The sequence below is a fragment of the Methylorubrum rhodesianum genome, from assembly GCF_014199985.1.
Classification (GTDB): domain Bacteria; phylum Pseudomonadota; class Alphaproteobacteria; order Rhizobiales; family Beijerinckiaceae; genus Methylobacterium; species Methylobacterium rhodesianum.
Genome location: NZ_JACHOS010000002.1, coordinates 113,223 through 133,325, shown reverse-complemented (window position 1 = coordinate 133,325; position 20,103 = coordinate 113,223). Strand labels below are relative to the sequence as shown.

The 20,103-nt window shown below is 67.9% G+C and carries 26 protein-coding genes; 9 read left to right on the top strand and 17 right to left on the bottom strand.

Annotation, left to right across the window (positions count from 1 at the left end):
• Positions 1-31 precede the first annotated feature (31 nt).
• The 5 genes from HNR01_RS03115 to HNR01_RS03095 all read right to left on the bottom strand — a co-directional run bounded on the left by HNR01_RS03115 (position 32) and on the right by HNR01_RS03095 (position 5,367).
• On the bottom strand, positions 32-937 hold the full coding sequence (locus HNR01_RS03115) for a cell wall hydrolase (RefSeq protein ID WP_183666566.1): 906 nt from the start codon (positions 935-937) through the stop codon (positions 32-34).
• 107 nt (positions 938-1,044) lie between these two features.
• A complete protein-coding gene (locus HNR01_RS03110) occupies positions 1,045-1,302 on the bottom strand; it encodes a hypothetical protein (RefSeq protein ID WP_017486149.1) in 258 nt (85 codons plus the stop codon).
• A gap of 185 nt (positions 1,303-1,487) precedes the next feature.
• Complete coding sequence (gene ppdK, locus HNR01_RS03105; RefSeq protein ID WP_017486150.1) at positions 1,488-4,154, bottom strand: pyruvate, phosphate dikinase; 2,667 nt, start codon at positions 4,152-4,154, stop codon at positions 1,488-1,490.
• A gap of 276 nt (positions 4,155-4,430) precedes the next feature.
• Positions 4,431-4,583, bottom strand: a complete 153-nt coding sequence (locus tag HNR01_RS03100; RefSeq protein WP_017486151.1) for a DUF3096 domain-containing protein — start codon at positions 4,581-4,583, stop codon at positions 4,431-4,433.
• A gap of 91 nt (positions 4,584-4,674) precedes the next feature.
• Positions 4,675-5,367, bottom strand: a complete 693-nt coding sequence (locus tag HNR01_RS03095; RefSeq protein WP_017486152.1) for a L,D-transpeptidase — start codon at positions 5,365-5,367, stop codon at positions 4,675-4,677.
• Between the two features lie 189 nt (positions 5,368-5,556).
• Between HNR01_RS03095 and HNR01_RS03090 the strand changes: the two genes are divergently transcribed.
• Entirely contained in the window at positions 5,557-6,000 is a 444-nt protein-coding gene (locus HNR01_RS03090) for a VOC family protein (RefSeq protein ID WP_017486153.1), read from the top strand.
• 353 nt (positions 6,001-6,353) lie between these two features.
• Here HNR01_RS03090 and HNR01_RS03085 read toward each other — a convergent pair whose 3' ends face one another.
• Positions 6,354-6,803, bottom strand: a complete 450-nt coding sequence (locus HNR01_RS03085; protein ID WP_183666565.1) for a Crp/Fnr family transcriptional regulator — start codon at positions 6,801-6,803, stop codon at positions 6,354-6,356.
• A 197-nt stretch (positions 6,804-7,000) separates the two neighbouring features.
• Complete coding sequence (locus tag HNR01_RS03080; RefSeq protein WP_083920688.1) at positions 7,001-7,237, bottom strand: hypothetical protein; 237 nt, start codon at positions 7,235-7,237, stop codon at positions 7,001-7,003.
• A gap of 191 nt (positions 7,238-7,428) precedes the next feature.
• Between HNR01_RS03080 and HNR01_RS03075 the strand changes: the two genes are divergently transcribed.
• A complete protein-coding gene (locus tag HNR01_RS03075) occupies positions 7,429-7,617 on the top strand; it encodes a con-10 family general stress protein (protein ID WP_041371474.1) in 189 nt (62 codons plus the stop codon).
• Positions 7,618-7,734: 117 nt separating this feature from the next.
• Here HNR01_RS03075 and HNR01_RS03070 read toward each other — a convergent pair whose 3' ends face one another.
• The gene (locus HNR01_RS03070; protein WP_183666563.1) at positions 7,735-8,208 is read right to left on the bottom strand and encodes a MarR family winged helix-turn-helix transcriptional regulator; all 474 of its coding nucleotides are present in this window, start codon (positions 8,206-8,208) and stop codon (positions 7,735-7,737) included.
• Between the two features lie 122 nt (positions 8,209-8,330).
• Here HNR01_RS03070 and HNR01_RS03065 point away from each other — a divergent pair, with 122 nt between their 5' ends.
• Positions 8,331-9,110, top strand: coding sequence for a DUF1499 domain-containing protein (locus HNR01_RS03065; protein WP_183666561.1), 780 nt, complete (start codon positions 8,331-8,333; stop codon positions 9,108-9,110).
• A gap of 28 nt (positions 9,111-9,138) precedes the next feature.
• On the opposite strand, the gene HNR01_RS03060 is transcribed toward HNR01_RS03065, so the two are convergent.
• The 3 genes from HNR01_RS03060 to HNR01_RS03050 form a co-directional block, all read right to left on the bottom strand.
• Complete coding sequence (locus HNR01_RS03060; RefSeq protein ID WP_183666559.1) at positions 9,139-10,071, bottom strand: MBL fold metallo-hydrolase; 933 nt, start codon at positions 10,069-10,071, stop codon at positions 9,139-9,141.
• Between the two features lie 87 nt (positions 10,072-10,158).
• Positions 10,159-11,202 carry a DUF2865 domain-containing protein gene (locus tag HNR01_RS27865; protein ID WP_183666557.1) on the bottom strand — a complete coding sequence of 348 codons (1,044 nt, stop codon included), beginning with the start codon at positions 11,200-11,202 and terminating at the stop codon, positions 10,159-10,161.
• 353 nt (positions 11,203-11,555) lie between these two features.
• Positions 11,556-11,702, bottom strand: coding sequence for a hypothetical protein (locus HNR01_RS03050; RefSeq protein WP_183666555.1), 147 nt, complete (start codon positions 11,700-11,702; stop codon positions 11,556-11,558).
• 227 nt (positions 11,703-11,929) lie between these two features.
• Between HNR01_RS03050 and HNR01_RS03045 the strand changes: the two genes are divergently transcribed.
• Positions 11,930-12,106, top strand: a complete 177-nt coding sequence (locus HNR01_RS03045) for a DUF1328 domain-containing protein (RefSeq protein WP_017486158.1) — start codon at positions 11,930-11,932, stop codon at positions 12,104-12,106.
• An 88-nt stretch (positions 12,107-12,194) separates the two neighbouring features.
• Here the strand turns inward: HNR01_RS03045 and HNR01_RS03040 are convergent, their stop codons facing one another.
• The gene (locus tag HNR01_RS03040) at positions 12,195-12,401 is read right to left on the bottom strand and encodes a NepR family anti-sigma factor (RefSeq protein WP_153873732.1); all 207 of its coding nucleotides are present in this window, start codon (positions 12,399-12,401) and stop codon (positions 12,195-12,197) included.
• Between the two features lie 193 nt (positions 12,402-12,594).
• Here HNR01_RS03040 and HNR01_RS03035 point away from each other — a divergent pair, with 193 nt between their 5' ends.
• Together HNR01_RS03035 and HNR01_RS03030 are read left to right on the top strand one after the other, a co-directional pair.
• Positions 12,595-13,398 (top strand): response regulator, encoded by an 804-nt coding sequence (locus HNR01_RS03035; protein WP_017486160.1) that lies wholly within the window; start codon positions 12,595-12,597, stop codon positions 13,396-13,398.
• 631 nt (positions 13,399-14,029) lie between these two features.
• Positions 14,030-14,392 (top strand): hypothetical protein, encoded by a 363-nt coding sequence (locus HNR01_RS03030; RefSeq protein WP_017486161.1) that lies wholly within the window; start codon positions 14,030-14,032, stop codon positions 14,390-14,392.
• A 22-nt stretch (positions 14,393-14,414) separates the two neighbouring features.
• Here the strand turns inward: HNR01_RS03030 and HNR01_RS03025 are convergent, their stop codons facing one another.
• Positions 14,415-14,954, bottom strand: a complete 540-nt coding sequence (locus HNR01_RS03025; RefSeq protein ID WP_153873820.1) for a hypothetical protein — start codon at positions 14,952-14,954, stop codon at positions 14,415-14,417.
• Between the two features lie 120 nt (positions 14,955-15,074).
• Between HNR01_RS03025 and HNR01_RS03020 the strand changes: the two genes are divergently transcribed.
• From HNR01_RS03020 to HNR01_RS03010, 3 genes are all read left to right on the top strand, one after another.
• Entirely contained in the window at positions 15,075-16,466 is a 1,392-nt protein-coding gene (locus HNR01_RS03020; protein WP_017486164.1) for an aminotransferase, read from the top strand.
• A gap of 331 nt (positions 16,467-16,797) precedes the next feature.
• Positions 16,798-17,013, top strand: a complete 216-nt coding sequence (locus HNR01_RS03015) for a hypothetical protein (RefSeq protein ID WP_017486165.1) — start codon at positions 16,798-16,800, stop codon at positions 17,011-17,013.
• A 33-nt stretch (positions 17,014-17,046) separates the two neighbouring features.
• Positions 17,047-17,961 carry a metallophosphoesterase gene (locus HNR01_RS03010; RefSeq protein WP_183666553.1) on the top strand — a complete coding sequence of 305 codons (915 nt, stop codon included), beginning with the start codon at positions 17,047-17,049 and terminating at the stop codon, positions 17,959-17,961.
• A gap of 14 nt (positions 17,962-17,975) precedes the next feature.
• On the opposite strand, the gene HNR01_RS03005 is transcribed toward HNR01_RS03010, so the two are convergent.
• Genes HNR01_RS03005 through HNR01_RS02990 form a run of 4 tightly spaced genes read right to left on the bottom strand, consistent with a single transcriptional unit; the run spans position 17,976 to position 19,877 of the window.
• Complete coding sequence (locus HNR01_RS03005) at positions 17,976-18,194, bottom strand: hypothetical protein (RefSeq protein ID WP_017486167.1); 219 nt, start codon at positions 18,192-18,194, stop codon at positions 17,976-17,978.
• Between the two features lie 56 nt (positions 18,195-18,250).
• On the bottom strand, positions 18,251-18,688 hold the full coding sequence (locus HNR01_RS03000) for a GNAT family N-acetyltransferase (protein ID WP_183666551.1): 438 nt from the start codon (positions 18,686-18,688) through the stop codon (positions 18,251-18,253).
• Positions 18,685-19,611 carry a DNA-3-methyladenine glycosylase family protein gene (locus HNR01_RS02995; RefSeq protein WP_183666549.1) on the bottom strand — a complete coding sequence of 309 codons (927 nt, stop codon included), beginning with the start codon at positions 19,609-19,611 and terminating at the stop codon, positions 18,685-18,687. Before HNR01_RS02995 ends, HNR01_RS03000 begins: the two co-directional genes overlap by 4 nt.
• A gap of 50 nt (positions 19,612-19,661) precedes the next feature.
• Positions 19,662-19,877 (bottom strand): hypothetical protein, encoded by a 216-nt coding sequence (locus HNR01_RS02990; protein WP_309236166.1) that lies wholly within the window; start codon positions 19,875-19,877, stop codon positions 19,662-19,664.
• Positions 19,878-20,103: the final 226 nt, after the last annotated feature.

Sequence of the window (20,103 nt, the reverse complement as noted above, 5' to 3'; positions counted from 1 at the left end):
CGCGCCGACCTTCCGCACCGTGACTCGGACCTCACGTCTGATTGGGCTTGAGCTGATAGAAGATGTGCCGGCCGATCATGTCCTTGCGCTTAAGCCGGCGTGACCAGCCAGGGCGCACGTAGTCGGCGTGGTAGTGGGTCGCGCCACCGACCTCGCTGACATAGGTGCGGCCTTCGATCACCGCGCTGGCGAAGCGGGTCGCGCTGCGCCAGGAATCGGCGTCGGTGATGCGCAGCGACTTGCCTTCGCAGGCGAACGAGAACTGACAGCCCATGAAGCGGTGGCGGTTCTGATAGACCACGCCGCAGACGGAGGAGGGGTAGAGCCCGCTCTTGACGCGGTTCAGCACCACCTGCGCCACGGCGGCCTGTCCCTCCTCGGGCTCGCTGCGGGCCTCGAAATAGACGGCCTCCGCGAGGCAGCGCTGTTCGCGGTCCATCGCATTCGGATCGATCAGGTCGGCGTAGTGGGACTTGGCCTCCGGCGCCGACATCTGCGGATCGAGGGCTGAGGGGCCGCGATCGAGACGGGCCGAGAAGCCCGGCAGGGCAAGATTCGACGCGGCGACCTCGATCGGAGTCGCGTCGGCGGGAGCCGGCGTCACCGAGGACAGGGCAACGGCACGGGGCGTGGCGGGGGTCGCGCCGTCGGAGTCGGCGAGCGGAGGCAGTCCTTCCTCTCCCGGCTCGGCCTCATGGGGAGCACCGGGCGCAACGAGACCGGCATCGATGACGTCCGGGCTCCACGCGGTGGAGGCCACCAGCGCACCGGTCACCGCGACATCCCGCGCCGAGAGCCGGTCCGGCCCGAGCGTGGCGTCGGTCCCCGCGGTGGCGGTGAAGGAAACCAGCAGGCCGCTCGCCAGCATCCACGGCACCACGGCCGAGACGATCCAGCGGGGGCCGAGCCCCAGGCCTCGCACGCGCCTCGTACGCAACGCCGACACTCCACGCTCACGAGCGGCCGGAGGCTGCAGCTTAAGCCAAGCCGCAGCGCCCGTTCCTCACGGATCGGAGTTTAATCGCGAACGTGGTTGCCGGACGGTTAAGGCGTCGGCCGGCCGTGGCGTTGAGCGAGACCATTCACGAGGACGGCGACATAGCCGCTCCCGTTCTGCGAGGCGATGATCGCCCGGCCGGCCTCGCGCTCGTTGCGATCGGCCTCGAGGTAGATCAGCCCGATCACACCGGTGGCGGTGGCGAGCGTCGCGAGGATCCAGAGATAGGCGGCCTGCATCGCCCGGTGACCGGGAACGATGGCGCGATGATCGAGGAGGGCCGTGGGGGAGTCGGGATGCGACATGGCTGGAAGTCCCGCGGGTGCCCTGGCCGGAAGACCAATCGACGCTCGCCGCGCTGGGTCTTCCGCTAGCAGGTAACGTGCCCGGGCGACACGGGTTCAGGGGGCTGTCCGCAAAATTATTGCGAAGCTTGCCCGACCGTCCCGTGGCCCCCGCGGGCCGGGGCCCGCGGGGTCGTCCGATCGTGTCAGGCGTCCGTGCCGAGCGCCGCCTGGGCCGCCGCGAGGCGAGCGATCGGCACGCGGAACGGCGAGCAGGAGACGTAGTCGAGGCCGACCTCCTGGCAGAAGCCGATCGAGGCCGGGTCGCCGCCGTGCTCGCCGCAGATGCCGAGCTTGAGCCCGTCGCGGGTCTTGCGGCCCCGCTCGGCGCCGATCTTCACGAGTTCGCCCACACCCTCCTGATCGATCGACACGAAGGGATCGACCGGGAGGATGCCCTTCTGGGTGTAGGGCCCGAGGAAGGTCGCGGCGTCGTCGCGGGAGATGCCGAGCGCGGTCTGGGTCAGATCGTTGGTGCCGAAGGAGAAGAACTCCGCGGTCTCGGCGATCTCGCCGGCCTTGAGCGCGGCCCGCGGCAGCTCGATCATCGTCCCGACCTGATATTCGAGCTCGGCCCCGGTCTCCTCCGTCACGGCCTTGGCCATGGCGTCGATGCGGGCTTTGACGATGTCGAACTCCATCCGCGTGAAGACGAGCGGCACCATCACTTCCGGGGTCACCGGCGCGCCGGTATCCTTGGCGGCCTGGACCGCCGCCTCGAAGATCGCGCGGGCCTGCATCTCGGCGATCTCGGGGAAGGCGATGGCCAGTCGGCAGCCGCGGAAGCCGAGCATCGGGTTGTGCTCGGAGAGTTCGCGGATGCGGTTGCGGATCTTGTCCTCCGGAATGCCGGTGGCCGACTGGACCTCGCGGATCTCCTCGTCCGTGTGCGGCAGGAACTCGTGCAGCGGCGGGTCCAGCAGGCGGATCGTGACGGGCAGGCCCGACATGATCGTGAACAGCTCGACGAAGTCCTGGCGCTGGTAGGGAAGGATCTTGGCGAGCGCGCTGCGACGGCCCTCGGCATCATCCGAGAGGATCATCTCGCGCACCGCCACGATGCGGTCGCCCTCGAAGAACATGTGCTCGGTCCGGCACAACCCGATGCCTTCGGCGCCGAACTTGCGCGCGGCGCGGGCATCGGCCGGGGTGTCGGCGTTGGTGCGCACCTTCATGGTCCGCACCGCGTCGGCCCACTCCATCAGGGCGGCGAAGTCGCCCGACAGCTCGGGCTGGAGCATCTTGACCTCGCCCTGGATCACCTGACCGGTCGACCCGTCGATGGTGATGACGTCGCCCGCCTTGAGCGTGACGCCGCCGACGGTGAGCGTCTGCGCCTTGTAGTCGATCCGGATCGAGCCGACGCCGGAGACGCAGGGCTTGCCCATGCCGCGGGCGACCACCGCCGCGTGGCTGGTCATGCCGCCGCGGGTGGTGAGGATGCCCTCGGCGGCGTGCATGCCGTGGATGTCCTCCGGCGAGGTCTCGATGCGCACGAGGATGCAGCGGCGCTCGGCCTTCTTGGCGGCTTCCGCAGCTTCCGAGTTGAACACGATCTCGCCGACCGCCGCGCCCGGCGAGGCCGGCAGGCCGGTGGCGATGACCTTGCGCTCGGCGTTCGGGTCGATGGTCGGGTGCAGGAGCTGGTCGAGGGCGCCGGGCTCGATGCGCTTGATCGCCTCTTCCTTCGAGATCAGGCCCTCGCCCGCCAGCTCGACGGCGATGCGCAGGGCCGCCTTGGCGGTGCGCTTGCCGTTGCGGGTCTGGAGCATCCAGAGCTTACCCCGCTCGATGGTGAACTCCATGTCCTGCATGTCGCGGTAGTGCTTTTCGAGAATCCCGTAGATCCGCGTCAGCTCGGCGAAGCTCTCGGGCATCGCCTTTTCCATCGACGGTTTGTCGGACTTGGCCTCGATGCGGGCCTTCTCGGTGATGTCCTGCGGCGTACGGATACCCGCGACCACGTCCTCGCCCTGGGCGTTGATGAGGAACTCGCCGTAGAGCGCGCTCTCGCCGGTGGAGGGGTTGCGGGTGAAGGCGACGCCGGTGGCGGAGGTGTCGCCCATGTTGCCGAACACCATGGCCTGGACGTTGACCGCCGTGCCCCAGCTCTCCGGGATGTTGTTCAGTTCGCGGTACTTCTTGGCCCGCGGGATCATCCAGGAATCGAACACCGCGCCGATCGCCCCCCAGAGCTGGTCCTCGGGCTTCTGCGGGAAATCAGAGCCGTGCTCGTCCCGGACGATCTTCTTGTAGACGCCGATGAGGTGCTTCCAGTCGTCGGCCTTCAGGTCGGTGTCGAGGTTGAGGCCCTTCTGCTCCTTGTAGTGTTCCAGCGCCTCCTCGAAGGCGTGGTGCTCCACGCCCAGCACGACGTTCGAGTACATCGTGATGAAGCGCCGGTAGGAATCGTAGGCGAAGCGCTCGTCGTCGGCATCCTTCGCCAGGGCCTCGACGGTGGTATCGTTGAGGCCGAGATTGAGCACCGTGTCCATCATGCCCGGCATCGAGGCGCGGGCGCCGGAGCGGACCGATACGAGCAGCGGCTTGTCGGCATCGCCGAAGCGACGGCCGGTGAGCCGGCCGACATTCTCCAGCGCCGCATTCACGGCGTCCTTGAGATCCGCCGGATAGGTCTCGCCGTGCTCGTAGTAGTAGGTGCAGACTTCGGTCGTGATGGTGAAGCCGGGGGGCACCGGAAGGCCGAGGTTCGACATCTCGGCGAGGTTGGCCCCCTTGCCGCCGAGGAGATTGCGCATCGACGCCTCGCCCTCGGCCTTGCCGTCACCGAAGGAATAGACCCATTTCGTCATCAGTCTCTCCGCTGGACGGATGTGGCGACCTGAGCGCCGCTCACGCGGGCGTGGCGCATCTCCTGTCGCAGTGCAAGGATAAGCTTTGCGCCACTCCACGGTGAGGAGTGACGATGTAGAGGCTCTGTCAGAGCGTAGTGCGCGAGCCGCAAAAGGGGAGGGCCTTCCGGCAGGGAAGCGCGCGGAGCGGCAATGTTGCGCCGCGAAAACCGGCCGCGCGACCCTCGTGGGACGGATTCACGGCCGTGGACCGCAACGGCCTCGCCCCGCTCTCCGTCAGGAAAAATGGCGCAGGACGCCGAGGCCGATCAGCCCGACGGCGATGAGGTAGACCGCGACGATATAGTTCAGAAGCCGGGGCGCGATCAGGATCAGCACGCCCGCCAGAATCGCGATGATCGGCTGAAGATGCGAGATGGTAATGGTCATGGACGAAGATTCGAGCGCGTTCCTGCGGCCAAGCTTGGCCGCAGGATAAGGACGTTCGGCGAACGCAGAAGGTTCCCGTCCGCCGACCGGATCAGACGCGGTACTTCCCGCTCCGCTTCACCACCACGCGGGCACCGACGGGGACACGCTCGTAGAGATCGACGATATCCTCGTTGAGCATGCGCACGCAGCCGGAGGACATCTGCTCGCCGATGCTCCAGGGCTCGTTGGTGCCGTGGATGCGAAACAGAGTGTCGCGATTGCCGTTGTAGAGGTACAGCGCGCGGGCGCCGAGCGGGTTGTCGATGCCGCCCTTGCGCGACCGCTCGATGCCCGGATTGAGCGAGACCATCGTCGTGGTCGGGCTCCAATCCGGCCACACACCCTTGCGGCCGACCCGCGCGTCGCCCTTCCAAGAGAAGCCGGCCTTGCCGACCCCGACACCGTATTGCAGCGCCGTGCCGCCCTCCTGAACCAGAGCCAGCTGACGCTTGTCGATGTCGACGACGATCGTTCCCGGCGCCTCCGGGCCGTTATAGGCGACCTCCTGGCGGCGGTACTTCGGATCGATCCGCGACCTGTCGACCAGCGGCACGTCGAACGGCTTGTCGGGCATCGTGCCGATGTACCAGGCCGCATCGTCGTCGCCGCCGGCCATGGGGCCCGGCTTCGACGATTGGCAGGCTGCGAGCGGCACGAGGCAGAACGCGGCGAGCATCACGCGGCGGGTCGCCGTCCGGGCCGTGTTGGAGGCGGCCGTGCCGGCGGTCATGGGGGCGGCCATAGCGGCTCCTGTCACCGCCGCTGACGGCGGGTTAGCGTTGCAATTCATCCGCCATGACTACCCGCCTCGGGACCGATCGGGTGTGACTTCGGGGCCGCATCGAGCGAGGAACGTAGCCGTGAGGCCGCCTCGCCCAAGGCGCGGACCGCATTATCTGCAGCGCAAGAGTGCGTGAGCAGGAGGGATAGGATGCCTGAGACCGAGACCCAGCTCGTCGAGGAAGCAGGCGTCGACGTCACGGCGCTGGCGCCGGCGATCCACCTCGATCACTGCGTCATCCACGTCTCCGATTGGGAGCGGGCGACAACGTTCTATCGCGACGTGCTGCGGGCCGAGGTGATCCCGTTCGGCAAAGGCGTCGTGTTCCGCTTCGGCGGCGTCCAGCTCAACGTCCACGGTCCCGGGCAGATCGGCACGCCGCGCGCCCGCGTACCGGTGATGCCTGGAGGTAGCGATCTGTGCTTCCGATGGTCCGGCTCGATCGAGGAGGCGATGGCGCATCTCGCCGCTCACGGCGTGGCCGTCGAACTGGGTCCGGTGGAGCGAAACGGAGCGGCCGGGCAGGGCGTCAGCGTCTATTTCCGCGATCCGGACGGCTCGCTCATCGAGTTCATCACCTACCCGACGCCGTAAGCGAGCCGCCCGATTTGTGATCCGCTGCCGCCGACAAACGTGCATGAATTGGGTCTGTTCGGTGGAGCGGTGAAGCGCGTGCCGGCCGGACTGGCCGGGATCTTCGGGATGGGCAATGGATGCCTGAGGCAGAACTTGCAGCATCCGGGCGGATCGAGCCGAGACCCTCTGCCGAAAGCCACGACGATCGGCCGTACGGCCCGGGCGCCGCTGAGAGAGCAGCGCGGTCGAGATGAAGACCGCATGGGCAAGCCGGAAGGTGCCTGCGGAAGCCCGGATCCGCCTCGAAGGAAGGGGCCGGATCTAGCGCGGGATGGCGCCCCTCGGGTCGATCAAGCGGCGGGGCCCGGTGGTCAGGCGTTGCCGACCCGCTCCGCCAAGCGCTGATTGGTCTGCTCCAGGCGCAGCGCGAGTTCGCGCATGACGGCGATGCTGATCTGCGGAAACTGGGCGAGCAGCTCGATGAAGACATCGCGGTCGATCCGCAATGCCATCGTCGCGGTGTCGGCGGTCACGGTCGCCGAGCGCGGCTGATCGGCCAGGATGCCCATTTCGCCGACGAGCGCATTGGGACCGAGCAGGGCAAGGCGCACGGGGCCGAAGGGACCATCGATGGAGACCGCGGCGCTGCCTTCGAGAATGAGATAGGCCGCATCCGCCGTCTCGCCGCGCGCGAAGAAGGCTTGGCCCGCCTCGAAATGCACCCGCTCGCTGGTGAAAGCGAGAAGCTTGAGGCGAGACGGCTCGACCTCCCGAAACAGCGGCACCTGCCGCAGCGACATCACCTCGTTGTCGAGGGTCATGGACACACTCCGATGCGCCTCCACGGCGGCGGGGCGGAAAGGCCCGCGGGTAGCCGCAAGGGCGGATCGTGTCAAAGTCGCCGTGCCTTCGAACGCTTGTCACAAGATGCTTTGGCACAAGGACGCGGTGTCGCGATGGCAGCGCCGTCCCTCGCTGCGTCCACGGTCCGCACATGGTTTCAGCATAATAATGCCGCTCACGCCTCTCGACGGGTCGATAATCCGAGGTCGCCGGCGCTCGGCGGGCTGCGCTTGGCGCTGGGGTTTGGCTGCGGCGAGTCGAGGGGTTCGTCGTGGGTCGTCGGCGTCAGGCTGTCTTCCGGCGCCGGCATCGCCGGCAATGGCGCGATGTTCGGTTCGGGAAGACCATTGGTCCCGGGGGTGTCGGCAGACTTGGCCACTAGCGACCGCTTCACCATATATCGGTTCGTCATCCCGGCTCCTCTCGGGTGTGGACGGGCCTGTGGAGACCTGTTCACAACTCCGCGCGACGCGCTGCTGTGAGCCGAGCTAACGTTTGGACGGAACAGGGGTTTCCCAAACCTTGGCCGCCGATACGGCCAAGGAACAATCGAAAGGGATGACGGTTGAGGAGGGTGTGAAGAGTTAGCCTGAGGAGGCGCTGATGGCATCTGGTAATTCCACCTCGAAGCGAGGTTTCGCTTCCATGAATATCGAACGGCAGCGCGAAATCGCCAGTAAGGGCGGTCGTTCGGTGCCGGCCGAGAAGCGATCTTTCTCGCAGGATCGTGAGCTGGCCTCATCCGCGGGCCGCAAGGGCGGTCAGTCGACGGGTCGGACCGGCGAGGCGTAAACCGGTCGAGGCGGTATCGGGCGCGTCGTTTGCGTTCGACCGCCCGGCCCACCCAGAATATAGAAATATACTTCTCTCTACGGACGCCGCGGGCGTCTGTTTCTTTTCGGGTCGACTTCAGGTCGGCGCTTCGGCACGCACCAATTCGCGCCATTTGAGAACGAGTTCCTCGAATGTACGTAGATCCGCCTCGTCGAGGCGGCCGAGTGTTCGCGCAACATAGGCGGCCTGCGCAGCGATCCCGCGCGCCGCGAGCTCGGCACCGACGCGGGTGAGGTGAAGCGCATGGGAGCGGCGATCACCGGGGATTGGGCGGCGCTCGACCAGTCCGGCCTCGACGAGGCGATCGATCAGGCCCGACACGTTGCCCTTCGTGACGTAGAGCCGGGCCGCCAATTCCTGCTGCGTCAGCCCTTCCTGCTCGCTCAGGGTCGACAACACGTCGAATTGCGGGATCGACAGGCCGATCTCCCGCAGCTCGCCGGCAACGGCGGCGGTGACGCGCCGACTGAGGCGGATGAACCGGAACCATGCCCGCAAGGGGTCGATGGGTTCGGCGCTCGAAGCGGGACGGACTTGACGCTCGGACATGTCCGTTCAGCTTGTAGCAGAGGGAGAGGCGTCCGGCAGCCGAGTGGCGCGGCTGTCCCCCAAGCTGTAGACTGCCCGCGAGCTTATCCACCCTTTACATCCAACCATCCGCATCCGGGGCCATGCGTCGTCAGCTTCTCGATGAACCGGTGACGCGGGCGGGCCGCCATGCGCGGACACTCGCCCTGTTCTCCCTGATCGTCACCGCCATGGCGATCCTGATCGTGCGCAGTCCGTCGGCCGAGCCGGCCCCCGCTCTTGCCGTGCTCGCAAGCGGGATCGCCCTCTCCGTCGTCGCCGTGGCGTTCGCATTGTTCGCGATGGTGCGGGTCTGGCGCGAGGGCGCGGGCGGCCTCGGGGCAGCCATCGGGGGCCTGTTCCTGGCGAGCCTCGTCCTGGCATATCCGGCCTACGCCGCCCTCAAGGGCGTGCGCCTGCCGGCACTGACCGACGTATCGACGGATACGGAGCGTCCCCCTGCCTTCTCGCGCTCACGCCTCGCCTTCGCCGCCCGCGATGGCCGGTATCCCCCGGAGCCCGGGTCGGCGATCCGGGAAGCGCAGCGGGCGGCCTATCCTCAAATCGCGCCGTTGACCCTCGACGTGGAGGCCGACGAGGCGTTCGAACTGGCCCGCAAGGCGGCCGTGAACCGTAAATGGCAGATCATCGAGGCGATCCGGCCCGGCGGACGGATCGGCAACGGCCGCATCGAAGCGGTGGCCCATACGCGGATTCTGAACCTTCCCGCCGACATCACGGTGCGGGTGCATCCGCGGGCCGACGGCGCCCGTATCGACGTCCGCTCAGCCTCGCGGATCGGTGACCGCGACTTCGGCGACAACGCCGATCGGATCCGCTCCTACCTGGATGAGGTCGCCAATCTCGCCATCGCCCTGAAGTAGCGCGGTCGCGCGTTTCTGCCGCGTTTCCTCAAGCGGGGCGGAACGTGCCGTCGAGCAGGGGCGGCCCATCCGTGATGGCGAGGCCGCGCTCCACCAGATCCTCGAGATGGGCGAAGACGGACAAAGCCGCCGCACCGCGTAGATGCGGCGCGAGACCCTGATAGACGGTGCGGACAATGGCCGCGATGTCGCGATCGCCCGCGTCGAGCCGGGCGCGGATCGCCGCCTCGCGCTGACGGCGGTGGGCGGCGAGCCCGCGCACGAAGCGGCGCGGATCGCGCACGGGGCCGCCATGGCCGGGCCAGTACAGCGTCTCGTCCCGCTCGCGCAGGCGCTCCAGCGATTCCATGTAGGCCCGCATCGAACCGTCGGGCGGCGCGACGATGGAGGTCGACCACGCCATCACGTGATCGCCCGAGAACAGCACGTTCTCTTCGGGCAGGGCGAAGGCGAGATGATTCATGGTGTGGCCGGGGGTTGCCACCGCGGTCAGCGTCCATCCGTCGCCGGTGAGGCTCTCGCCGTCCCGCAACTCCCGGTCGGGCCGGTGCGCGCGGTCGGCGCTGGCATCGAGGGCGGGCAGCTCGTTCTCGGCCAGTTCCCGCGCGGCGCGATGCGGGCCGCAACCAACGATCGGCGCGCCCGTGCGCGCCTGCAGCAGGCGGGCGCCCGGGGAATGGTCGCGGTGGGTATGGGTCACGACGATGGCGTCGACCTGCTCGCCGGCGAGTGAGGCCAGGAGCCCCTCGATGTGCCCGGCATCTGCCGGTCCCGGATCGATGACCGCGACATGTCTGCGGCCGACCACGTAAGTGCAGGTTCCACTCGCGGTGAAGGGACCGCCATTGGGACAGATCCGCCGCCGCACGAGGGGGCTCATCGTCTCGGTCCGCTCGGGTGCGGGCAGAGCGCTCTCGAAGCCGGGGGAGGGGGCCTGCGCCTCCGTGGACGGTTCACTCATGACGACGGCTTCAAACGACGACGGTCCCGCCCGCCTACGACAGCCCGGCGCTTTCGCCAACTGATGCCGTCGCCCGGGGGCGGTCCTTCATCGCCTGAACGGCGAGGGCGAGACGACCCGGATCTGGGCAAATTCCCCGCTGCGCGCGACGACGGGCATGAAATCCATGGCCGCCATGTCGATCCGAAGCTTTAGGTTCTGCGCTTCGGCGCCGCGCAGGCGGCCCGCGCCGAACTTCTCCGCGCGAAGCACCTGCTGAAACGCCGCACTCGCCGCATCCCGTCCCAGGGCCCCGACCCGCTCTTCGATGAGACCGCGACTGCGCGGACTCATCGTCGCCGAGCGATAATCGACGAGTCGCGGACCTGATCGGGACAGACCGGCGACGAGGTCGGCTCCCTGTTCCGAAGCGATGACGTCTCCCGGCCGCAGGGTGCGGTCGTCGACCAGGGCCACCAAGGGTCCTGCCACGCCCGGCGGCTGGCACGAGCAGTTCTCGACACGCGTGCGGCGATAGAGATTGGCGGCGGCGGTCCGCAGATAGGGGCGGCCATCGAGGCCGACGGAGTGTTGGAGTTCGGACCGCCCCGGAGCCAGTGTGAACAGATCGGTCGGCGCGCTAGGGCAGGCTGCGGCACAGGCCGCGGCATGGACCGGAAGATCGGCCCGCGCATTCAGGCGGCCCAGGGGAAACACGTACCCGTCACAGCGGCGCACGCAGACGGTCCGCGTCCCGGCCACGAAGGATCCACTCGCGATAGAGTTCGAAGCACCGCCTCTCTCCCGCCGGGCAGCACGAACTGGGCGTCCGTCGAGGCGCGGCGTCCGCTGGACGAGGCGATGTCCGGCAAGGCGGCGTGTATCAGGAAGCGACGTGTAGCGATGCGGCACTTTCGGCACCGGTCTCGCGACCGGCGCCGGAGCCAAGCTCTCGCCACCGAAGATCGTCTGGAACAGACCCCGGAGCAGGCCGCGCTCGGATGCATGCACGATGGTCGCCGCACCCGTCACACCGACACCGATCAGAACGCCGACGACGATGGTTGTGACGAGGCGTCGGCGCGGCGCCGTGGCCAAATCGGCCTTGCTCCTCGCAGCCCATGCTCCGGGCCTGCGCTTGCCGAACTCCATCCCCGCCGCCCCCAGCCCATGCGACCCGGAAAGCCGCCGAAGCGAGACCGGTCGAACATCATCTCCAGCCGACAGCTAGGCCGGCGACCGCGGCGGTGACAATTTCGGAAGACCACGCAGTGTCGGACGGTCATTTCGCGCAGAGGCGACGAAGAGGCTTTCCGCTGATCAAGTGACTGGAGGGGCTGCCTCAGCCCATTCGCCTACGGACGAGCCTCCGCTCTGACGACGCGGAGAACTGTGGAAAGGGGAGACAAAGACGTTCAAGTAAAAAAAAGCGCCGTCCTCAAGGACGGCGCTTATCGGGGATGCATGGCGGCAATCGAGAACGGCAGGTCCGATGGCGACCCGCCTCAACGGCGGCGAGCCGACTTCACGCGGACCGGAATGGGCTGCAGAACCGGCTGAGGCGAGAGCGCCGACAGGAGCCGGGCGGCAGCCTCCAGGGCGGCCTTCGCCTGAGCGATACCGGGAACTATGGGCTTTTTCTGTGCGGGCACGCCAGAGGCCTCCTTCACATCATCGAGTCTGGTCGTCTTGCCGAGAGATGGTGACGAACGGCCGGATTCGCCAGTCGGTTCCGACGGACTGCGACGGTCGCACGCGGTTCGTAATAAAACTCTTCACGCCGCCGGAGCGGCAAAAGGAACTCGTGGCGAAAACTTGGCGTTATTGCTTCCAAGAGGCGGCGGCACGGGCCGCGCCAGTTGTTGGAAGGAAGTTCGACATGCTCGGTTGGGCTGTAACGTTCCTGGTGGTTGCCCTGGTCGCGGCCCTGCTGGGCTTCGGCGGCATCGCCGGCACGGCCATGGAGGCCGCTAAACTCGTGTTCTTCGTCGCGATCGTGCTGTTCGCGATCTCGGCCGTGATCGGTCTGATGCGGGGCCGTTCGTCGACCTTGTAGCCTCGCCTGACAAGCCGAGCCGCCCCGGCAGCGGAGGCGGCTCGAATCTGACGAGATCGCGGAGACAAGCGGCTCGAAGATCGTAGGATCAATCCGACTCCGGTCCATCCTCTTCGAGGCGGGCGATCAAATCTCGAAAGCGGTCCGGTATCGGCTGTTGCACGACGGAATCGTAGAGGGCTCGCAAATGGTTGCCGATGCGCCTCTGCGTCTGGTCATTCAAACCATTTTCGCCACGCATTCGAGTGGGCCGGTCCCCGGGTGGGAACACGCCGGCCGGCTCGTCCTCGTTCATGCTTTCAAGATCCCCTTGGCCAAGTTCCCCTTGGCGCCACATCTGCCGCGATTGTCTTGCAGCTTGACATGAGTCATGGCTGCAGCAGCAACGCGGCCATGCGGCTTGGGTTCCGCATCGGCCAGGAACGGACGTCGAGTCCCCGCGTTAGGGGCGCATCGATAACGAAGAGCGAAGAGGCTCAGGGGAACTCATGTCGACAGCACAACTGGTCGTGCAGCATCTGCCGTACCTGCGCCGTTATGCGCGCGCGCTGACGGGCAGTCAGGTAGCGGGCGACGCTTACGTCGCGGCCACGCTCGAGACGCTGGTCAATGAGCCTGAGACCCTCGGTCGCAGCACGAACGTCAAGGCCGACCTCTTCCGGGTCTTCACGCGGATCTGGAATTCACTCTCCGTCAACGGTCACAGCGATCAGGTGCAACACGACCTGCCGGCCGAGGTTCGGCTCGGCCAGATCACCCCGCTGCCCCGGCAGGCGTTCCTGCTCTCCTGCCTCGAAGGCTTCTCCGAGGAAGATGCCGGCGTGATCCTCGATGTGGACGTGAACAAGGTGCGTGATCTGGTCGACGAGGCGGGCCGGGAACTCGCCGCCGACATGGCGACCGAAATCCTGATCATCGAGGACGAGCCGCTCATCGCCATGGATCTCGAAGCCCTGGTGGAAGGCCTCGGCCACAACGTCATCGGCGTGGCCCGCACCCGCAGCGAAGCGGTCAAGATTGCCTCCGAGAGCAAGCGTCCCGGGCTGATTCTCGCCGATATTCAGCTCGCGGACGGTTCGTCGGGCCTGGATGCGGTCAACGATCTGCTCAAGACCTTCGAGGTGCCGGTGATCTTCATCACGGCCTATCCCGAGCGCTTCCTCACCGGTGAGCGGCCGGAACCGGCCTTCCTCATCGCCAAGCCGTTCCAGCCCGCCAACGTTTCGGCTGTCATCAGCCAAGCGCTGTTCTTCCAGCAAAGCGCGCGCCGTCGCGAGGCTCACAACGCCTGAACCGTCTCTCTGGACTGATAACGAAGGGGGCGCCGGCCGCGAGGCCGGCGCCCTTTCTCATGGACGGATGCCGGTGCGAGCCGTTCGATAGCTCCAGCCCTATGATCGGCGGCCGGGCCGCGCGGCGGCACCCGCGCTTCACTCGAGATGCGAGGTCGTCAGCGGCAATACGGCCTCCGGACCTCTCGCCTGCTGGGATAGAGACCGAACCCCGTCGCTGACCGCGAGACGGCAGCGACCGTCGCCTCGAACCGAAACCCAAAGCTGGCGGCAGCGGAGCGGCACGGGTGCGGCATCGGACATGAAAAAACGGGCCGGACGATTGTCCGACCCGTGAAGAGGTTCCGGCCGATGCACAAGGGGAATGCGGGGAGGACCAGGTGGCCGGGTGCTGCTTCAACGATTGTCGGGGGGCTGGGTTCCGGAAGCCACACCGAAACGCGCATTTTCCGTCCACAGGTGCTTTTTTGCCACGCCCGACGCGTCGCCTCCGACGTGCACGTGCCCCAGACGAGATCGCCGACCGGGGGCAGAATACTGACTTGATCCGAAGCGGGACAGTGAAGGAACCGCTGAGCCGAAAACAGCGTTGTGAAAACAACCTGTCAAGCTCCCATCGGAGATCGCAAAGATGCTTCGGACCGGCTTCGTCCTCGGTGTGAGTGTTCCCGCTGCGATCCTGACCCTGCTGCTGCTGCCGGTTGTCCGGCAGGAAGCCGACGCCATGGGGGCTCCGACCGCCCCGCGCGTCGCCTACGAGGCTTCCGCCACGCCGCTGCCGGGCATGCGTCCCTACTCGACGGCTCTCAGCCCGATCCACGTCGCCACCGCGCCGCGCCCGTCCACGCGCACGGAGACGGTTCCGACCCGCTCGGCCCAGGAGGAGGTTCCGGCCAAGCCCCGCCGCATGACGCGGGAGGGCTGCGAGGCTCCACTCAGCTCGCTCGTCGGCCCCGAGGCGCGCCGCATGGTGCCCGGCCGCTGCATGACCTGAACGTCTCTCGGACGCTCAGGCTTCAAACCGGTTGCGAGGCTTTCTCCACGTCGGCGGTCAATCCCGCCGGTCCCATCCGTTCGCGGGCGACGAGCCGATCGCCCGGCGCAAAGGTGCCGAGGGGCACGTCCCGATCCGGCAGCACGACGGTCGTGACCGTATTGACGTGGACGAGCACGTAGCGCCGCAGGGGAAGCGAGGCTGCCGCCCAGCGCCGCAACTGGTCATGGTAGGGCGCGCGCTTCCAGGCCCCGGCCTGGCCCGGATCGACCTGCACGTTCAGGAACCGCGTGACGGGGTCGAGGCTGAGCACCATCTTCGACCGGTCCGGTCGCCATTCCGGCCCGATCCAGCTTTCCGTCATCCAGAGGCAATGGAAGGCGCGGCAGTGGTCGGGGCGCGCCGCATGAATGCCGCATCCGCCGCCCGAGCGGACATGCCGGCACCAGCGCCCTGCCGGACTCTCGACCGCGGGCACTGCATAGACCTTGCAGCAGAGCGTACAGGGACCGCAGGCGCGGCCCGGAGCGGGTGCGGCGACGATGGTGGCCGGATCGAGCATCGCGAGCGGTCGTTGCGTCTTCACGGAAGGCGGACGCCGCCTTCCTGAGGGAGATTGGGGCCGTTAGTGTGGCGGCGCTGCCGGCGCATCCTGTCGGCGTAGTCTTCCGGCTGCCGCATCATGCTGTCGAACATCGCCGCCCGCGACGTCGAGACCCTGATCCACCCCTACACCAATCTCTCGGCCTTCCGGGAGACCGGTCCGCTGGTGTTGGAGCGGGGCCACGGCGTCTGGGTCTACGACACCGACGGCCGCCCCTACCTCGAAGGCATGGCCGGGCTGTGGTGCACGGCCCTCGGTTACGGCAACGAGGAGTTGGTCGAGGCGGCCGCCGAGCAGATGGGGCGGCTGCCCTTCGCGCATCTGTTCTCGGGCCGCAGCCACGATCCGGCGATCGAGCTGGCCGAGACGCTCAAGGAGCTGATGCCGGTCCCGACCTCGAAGATCTTCTTCACCTCCTCCGGCTCGGAGGCCAACGACGCCCAAGTGAAGTTGCTCTGGTACATGAACAACGCCCTCGGGCGGCCGCGGAAGAAGAAGATCATCGCCCGGCGGAAGGGCTATCACGGCGTGACGGTCGCGACCGCCTCGCTCACCGGCCTTCCCGCCAATCACGCGGATTGGGACCTGCCGATCGACGGCTTCCTGCACGCCGCCTGTCCGCACCATTATCGCGGGGCCGAGCCGGGAGAGAGCGAGGAGGCGTATTCGCAGCGTCTCGCGGCGGAACTCGAGGCGCAGATCCTTGCCGAGGATCCCGACACCGTCGCCGCCTTCTTCGCTGAACCGGTGATGGGCGCCGGCGGCGCCATCGTTCCGCCCGCCGGCTACTTTCCGGCGATCCAGGCGGTGCTCGACCGCTACGACGTGCGCCTCGTCGCCGACGAGGTGATCTGCGGCTTCGGACGCCTCGGCACGTGGTTCGGCGGCCAGGCGCTCGGCATGCGCCCCCATACCCTGTCCTTCGCCAAGGCGCTGACCTCCGGCTACCTGCCGCTCGGCGGCATCAGCATCGACGAACCGCTCTATCGGGCGATGCTGGAGGAGAGCGTCAAGCTCGGCGGCTTCGGCCACGGCACGACCTATTCAGGGCATCCGGTCGCCTGCGCGGTCGCCAACCGCGCGCTCCACATCTACCGGCGCGACCGCATCGTCGAGCGGGCCGCCGAGCGGGCGCCGCATTTCCAGGCAGCCCTCGCGCGGCTGGCCGATCACCCGCTCGTAGGTGAGGCTCGAGGAATGGGGCTGATCGGCGGCATTGAAATCGTGGCCGACAAACCGTCGAAGCGCCAATTCGAGCCGAAAGCGGCGGTGGCGGCGCGCTGCGTCGCCTTCGCCCAGGATGAAGGGCTGATCGTGCGCTTCCTGTCCGGCGACCGCATCGCCGTCTGCCCGCCGCTGGTGATCGAGCCGGATGAGATCGACACCCTGTTCGAGCGTCTGACCCGAGCCCTCGACCGCACAGCGGCCTGGATCGCCCATGAAGGCCTGCAACCGGCGCCGGCCGCCTGAGAGGCTCGATCCGAACGTCAGATCAAGTCGCGGGCTCTTCCGGCGTAAATCTACCGAGGGCATTGCAAGATCGGCTCCGTTGCAATGCACTATCGCGTGGCAGAGATGCCACGCTGCCCTCTGCCCGATTTGTCGCCTTGCTCGAATTTCCGGCGTACCGGTCGTCTTAAGCTTCCGTTCATGTCGGCGGATCGATCAAAGCAGACCTCGCATCTTCGCAATCTTGCCACGAGGCGGGTGTGAAAAGGACGTCCTCGCTCACGGGCGAGGTGTGGGATCAGCCGCCGCGGCCGCTCACCGGCCGCTCAGACGCGCAGATAGGACAGGAAACATGTACGCCCCCAGCCGAGCCCCGACTCTCGCGGATGAACCGGGCAACGCCGCCCCGGTGACCGTGGCCGGGGATCGCGAGAACTTCCGCCCCGTTGCCCTTCCGGCGCTGGCCGCCGCCGTCCACGTCAGCAGCAGCGCCGTCAAGGCCGCGCGCGCCAAGGCGGAGTCCCGCAATGCCTTCCGCTTCGTACACGAGGACGAGCCTGTCGACTGAAGTCGACGCCGCCGCTCCGCCGGCTTCGGCGGCATGCTCATCCTCCCGACCCGTAGGCAGGTTCTGGGCGGCTTCGGCGCTTCGGCGCTGACGCTCGGCTCCGGAGGCGCCTATGCCTTCTTCATCGAGCCGCGCTTCCGGCTCGCCCTGACGCGCTACCGGCTGACGCCTCCGGGTTGGGACCCTGATCTCCATCTTCGCATCGCCGTGCTCGCCGACATCCATGTCTGCGACCCATACATGCCGCTCGACCGCGTCGCCGAGATCGTCGCGGCGGCGAACGCGCTCAGGCCCGACCTGATCCTCCTGCTCGGCGATTATCCGGCGGGACGGAAAGTGACGTGGCACCGGGTGCCGCTCTCCGATTTTGCCCGGCTCGCCGAGGGCCTCCGGGCGCCTCTCGGCACATACGCCATCCTCGGCAACCACGATTGGTGGGACGACCGCGAGGCGATGCTGGCGGGAAAGGGACCGGTCGAGATCCGCCGCCTGCTCGAAGCCCGCGGCATCCCGGTTCTGGAAAACGACGCGGTTCGGCTCGTTCAAAACGGCCGCCCCTTCTGGATCGCTGGGCTCGCGGACCAGGAACCCTTCGTTCCGATCGGCAGTCGCCGCAGCCTCGCCGACCTCCCGGCCACGCTCGCGCAGGTGTCCGACGCCGCGCCGGTGATCCTGCTGGCCCACGAGCCCGACATCTTCGTCAAGGTGCCCGCCCGCGTCTCGCTCACCCTGTCGGGCCACACCCATGGCGGCCAGATCCGCCTGCTGGGCTATTCGCCGGTGCTGCCCTCTCGCTACGGCCAGCGCTTCGCCTACGGCCACGTGGTCGAGGATGGGCGCCACCTGATCATCTCCGGCGGCCTCGGCGTCAGCGGAGTAGGCGTCCGGTTCGGGGTCCCGCCGGAAATCGTGCTGATCGAACTCGGCGGCGCGGCGCCCGCCGCCTGATGCCCCCGCTTGCTTCAACCCTTCCGCGACACCGTCGTGCCGACGTGAAGGAAGCTGCGTTCGCCGGTGGCCGCTTCGGCGACCTGCTGGATGGTATCGAGAAGCTGAGAGATCGGCCGCGGCCCCGCCTGCGGCGCCAGGGCTTCCGGCACGACCCGGCGGGCGGCGGTGCGCCCGGCCCTGAGCTGCGCCTCGCTGAGGACATCGAAACTACGGCCGACTCGTCGGTTCATGGCTCTCTCCCCTGAACCCGACCGTGATGCGACCATGGTAAACGAGGCGTTAACGATCACAGGACGAGGCGATAGCGGCAGAAATCGTCGGCAGCGACGAAGCGATCGTAGAGCCGCCGAGCCTCCGAATTCCCGCTCTTCGTGTGCCAGTAGAGCCGCGACCAGCCCCGCGCCTTCCCGACCGCGATCAGGTCGGAGATCAGCGCCCGGCCGATCCCGGCGCCACGCGCCTCGGGTGCGACGAAGAGATCCTCGAGGTAACAAATGGGCGCAGCACTCCAGGTCCCCTCGTGCAGGACGTTGACCGTCATTCCCACGAGCCTCCCGTCCCGCTCCGCGAGGCGCGCGAAAATCGTCGAAGTGGGATCGAGGATGCGCCGCCACGTCGCGGCGGTGACCGCCTCTGGAAGATCCTCGCCGTAGAAGGCGAGATAGCCCGCCCAGAGCCGGCGCCAGCCCGCCTCGTCGGCGGCGATGGGATCACAGATCGTCACGGCGTCCTCCGCACGGCATCTTCGGCCCAGAGATGGATCGCCGCGTAGGCGCGCCAGGGCCGCCAGGAGGCGGCTCGCACGAGGAGCGCGGCACGGCTCGGCCGCCCGGCACCGGTGTCGAGAGCGCGCATCAGCCCGACATCGCCCGCCGGGAAGGCGTCGGGCTGCGCCATCGCACGCATGGCAACGTAGTGCGCGGTCCACCCGCCGATGCCGGGAAGTGCCTCGAGCCGGGCAACCGTCCCGTCGAGATCGCCGCCGGGGGCGAACAGATCGGGCGTCGCCAGCATCGCTGCGGCGAGGCCCTGGATCGCCCGGCCGCGGGCACGGGGCATGTTGAGCACGAGGGAGATCTCGGCGTCGAGAAGCTGCTCCGGCGTCGGAAACAGGTGGGTGAGGCCCGGCTCGTCGCCGTACTCCTCGGGAGCGAGCGGCGTGCCGAAGGCGGCCACGAGGCGGCCGGCGAGGCGCGTGGCCGCGGCCACCGAGACCTGCTGACCGAGGATCGCCCGGACCGCCAGTTCGAAGCCGTCGAACGCTCCCGGCATCCGCAATCCCGGCCGACGCGCCACGAGGGCGGCGGTGAGCGGGTCGCGGCCGAGGCCGTCGGCGATCGCTGCGGGATCGATGTCGAGGTCGAACATCGCCCTCACCCGCGCCAGGACGGCATCCCGCACCGCGCCCGAATCGCGGCAGCGGATACGGACCGACAGCGCGTCCATCCCAGGCGTGACCGAGAGCGTGCCGCGTCGCCCGTCGATCAGGAAGCTGCGGGCGTAGCGGCCGGGCGTCACGACTTCGACGCCCGGACTCGCATGATCGGCGAAGAAGCGTTCGAGGTGCCCCCAATCGTAGGGCGGCCGAACGGCCAGTGCGCACCGACAATCGTCGTCACGGACACGGAGCGAAGGGGCGAGCGTCATTTTTCGGGAGCGACGTGGCACGAAGGATCGCTACCACTCTCAGGCCGGTCTCACCCCCTTGCAACCGGCTCGGTGCTCTCGAATTCTGCGGTATCGCCGACGAGATCGGTGAGTGACACCGCCAGAAGGCGCGCGTCCTTCAGATGCAGCGTCGCGTCCGGGGTGAGCCAGAGCGGATGCAGGGCGCTGTGGCGGCCCGTCACGCTTCCATGGGCACGCACGATGCCGTCACGCCGCTCGATGACGAGCTTGTAGCGGACTTTCACCGGCTCGATCCCCTCCGCGGACACGGCCCCGCGGCCGCTCAGAACCTGGAGAACTTCGTTCGGCTCAAACATGAGGCGGGCGGTGGCGACCGGGAACGAGAGGCAAAAACCATTGCCATTTAATCCCGAACTACGTCACTCCGGTGCCGGCGCCAAGATGCCGCGATGACAGACGCACGCTTCTCCCGCCTCTTCTCGCAAGCCCGTGGGAAATCAGCCGGGTCGC

Bases quoted from the DNA above. Each gene is read 5' to 3' on its own strand.
- HNR01_RS03110 (WP_017486149.1), bottom strand. From the start codon at position 1,302: ATGTCGCATCCCGACTCCCCCACGGCCCTCCTCGATCATCGCGCCATC.
- ppdK (WP_017486150.1), bottom strand. From the start codon at position 4,154: ATGACGAAATGGGTCTATTCCTTCGGTGACGGCAAGGCCGAGGGCGAG.
- HNR01_RS03100 (WP_017486151.1), bottom strand. From the start codon at position 4,583: ATGACCATTACCATCTCGCATCTTCAGCCGATCATCGCGATTCTGGCG.
- HNR01_RS03095 (WP_017486152.1), bottom strand. From the start codon at position 5,367: ATGGCCGCCCCCATGACCGCCGGCACGGCCGCCTCCAACACGGCCCGG.
- HNR01_RS03090 (WP_017486153.1), top strand. From the start codon at position 5,557: ATGCCTGAGACCGAGACCCAGCTCGTCGAGGAAGCAGGCGTCGACGTC.
- HNR01_RS03085 (WP_183666565.1), bottom strand. From the start codon at position 6,803: ATGACCCTCGACAACGAGGTGATGTCGCTGCGGCAGGTGCCGCTGTTT.
- HNR01_RS03080 (WP_083920688.1), bottom strand. From the start codon at position 7,237: ATGACGAACCGATATATGGTGAAGCGGTCGCTAGTGGCCAAGTCTGCC.
- HNR01_RS03075 (WP_041371474.1), top strand. From the start codon at position 7,429: ATGGCATCTGGTAATTCCACCTCGAAGCGAGGTTTCGCTTCCATGAAT.
- HNR01_RS03070 (WP_183666563.1), bottom strand. From the start codon at position 8,208: ATGTCCGAGCGTCAAGTCCGTCCCGCTTCGAGCGCCGAACCCATCGAC.
- HNR01_RS03065 (WP_183666561.1), top strand. From the start codon at position 8,331: ATGCGTCGTCAGCTTCTCGATGAACCGGTGACGCGGGCGGGCCGCCAT.
- HNR01_RS03060 (WP_183666559.1), bottom strand. From the start codon at position 10,071: ATGAGTGAACCGTCCACGGAGGCGCAGGCCCCCTCCCCCGGCTTCGAG.
- HNR01_RS27865 (WP_183666557.1), bottom strand. From the start codon at position 11,202: ATGGAGTTCGGCAAGCGCAGGCCCGGAGCATGGGCTGCGAGGAGCAAG.
- HNR01_RS03045 (WP_017486158.1), top strand. From the start codon at position 11,930: ATGCTCGGTTGGGCTGTAACGTTCCTGGTGGTTGCCCTGGTCGCGGCC.
- HNR01_RS03040 (WP_153873732.1), bottom strand. From the start codon at position 12,401: ATGAACGAGGACGAGCCGGCCGGCGTGTTCCCACCCGGGGACCGGCCC.
- HNR01_RS03035 (WP_017486160.1), top strand. From the start codon at position 12,595: ATGTCGACAGCACAACTGGTCGTGCAGCATCTGCCGTACCTGCGCCGT.
- HNR01_RS03030 (WP_017486161.1), top strand. From the start codon at position 14,030: ATGCTTCGGACCGGCTTCGTCCTCGGTGTGAGTGTTCCCGCTGCGATC.
- HNR01_RS03025 (WP_153873820.1), bottom strand. From the start codon at position 14,954: ATGCTCGATCCGGCCACCATCGTCGCCGCACCCGCTCCGGGCCGCGCC.
- HNR01_RS03020 (WP_017486164.1), top strand. From the start codon at position 15,075: ATGCTGTCGAACATCGCCGCCCGCGACGTCGAGACCCTGATCCACCCC.
- HNR01_RS03015 (WP_017486165.1), top strand. From the start codon at position 16,798: ATGTACGCCCCCAGCCGAGCCCCGACTCTCGCGGATGAACCGGGCAAC.
- HNR01_RS03010 (WP_183666553.1), top strand. From the start codon at position 17,047: ATGCTCATCCTCCCGACCCGTAGGCAGGTTCTGGGCGGCTTCGGCGCT.
- HNR01_RS03005 (WP_017486167.1), bottom strand. From the start codon at position 18,194: ATGAACCGACGAGTCGGCCGTAGTTTCGATGTCCTCAGCGAGGCGCAG.
- HNR01_RS02995 (WP_183666549.1), bottom strand. From the start codon at position 19,611: ATGACGCTCGCCCCTTCGCTCCGTGTCCGTGACGACGATTGTCGGTGC.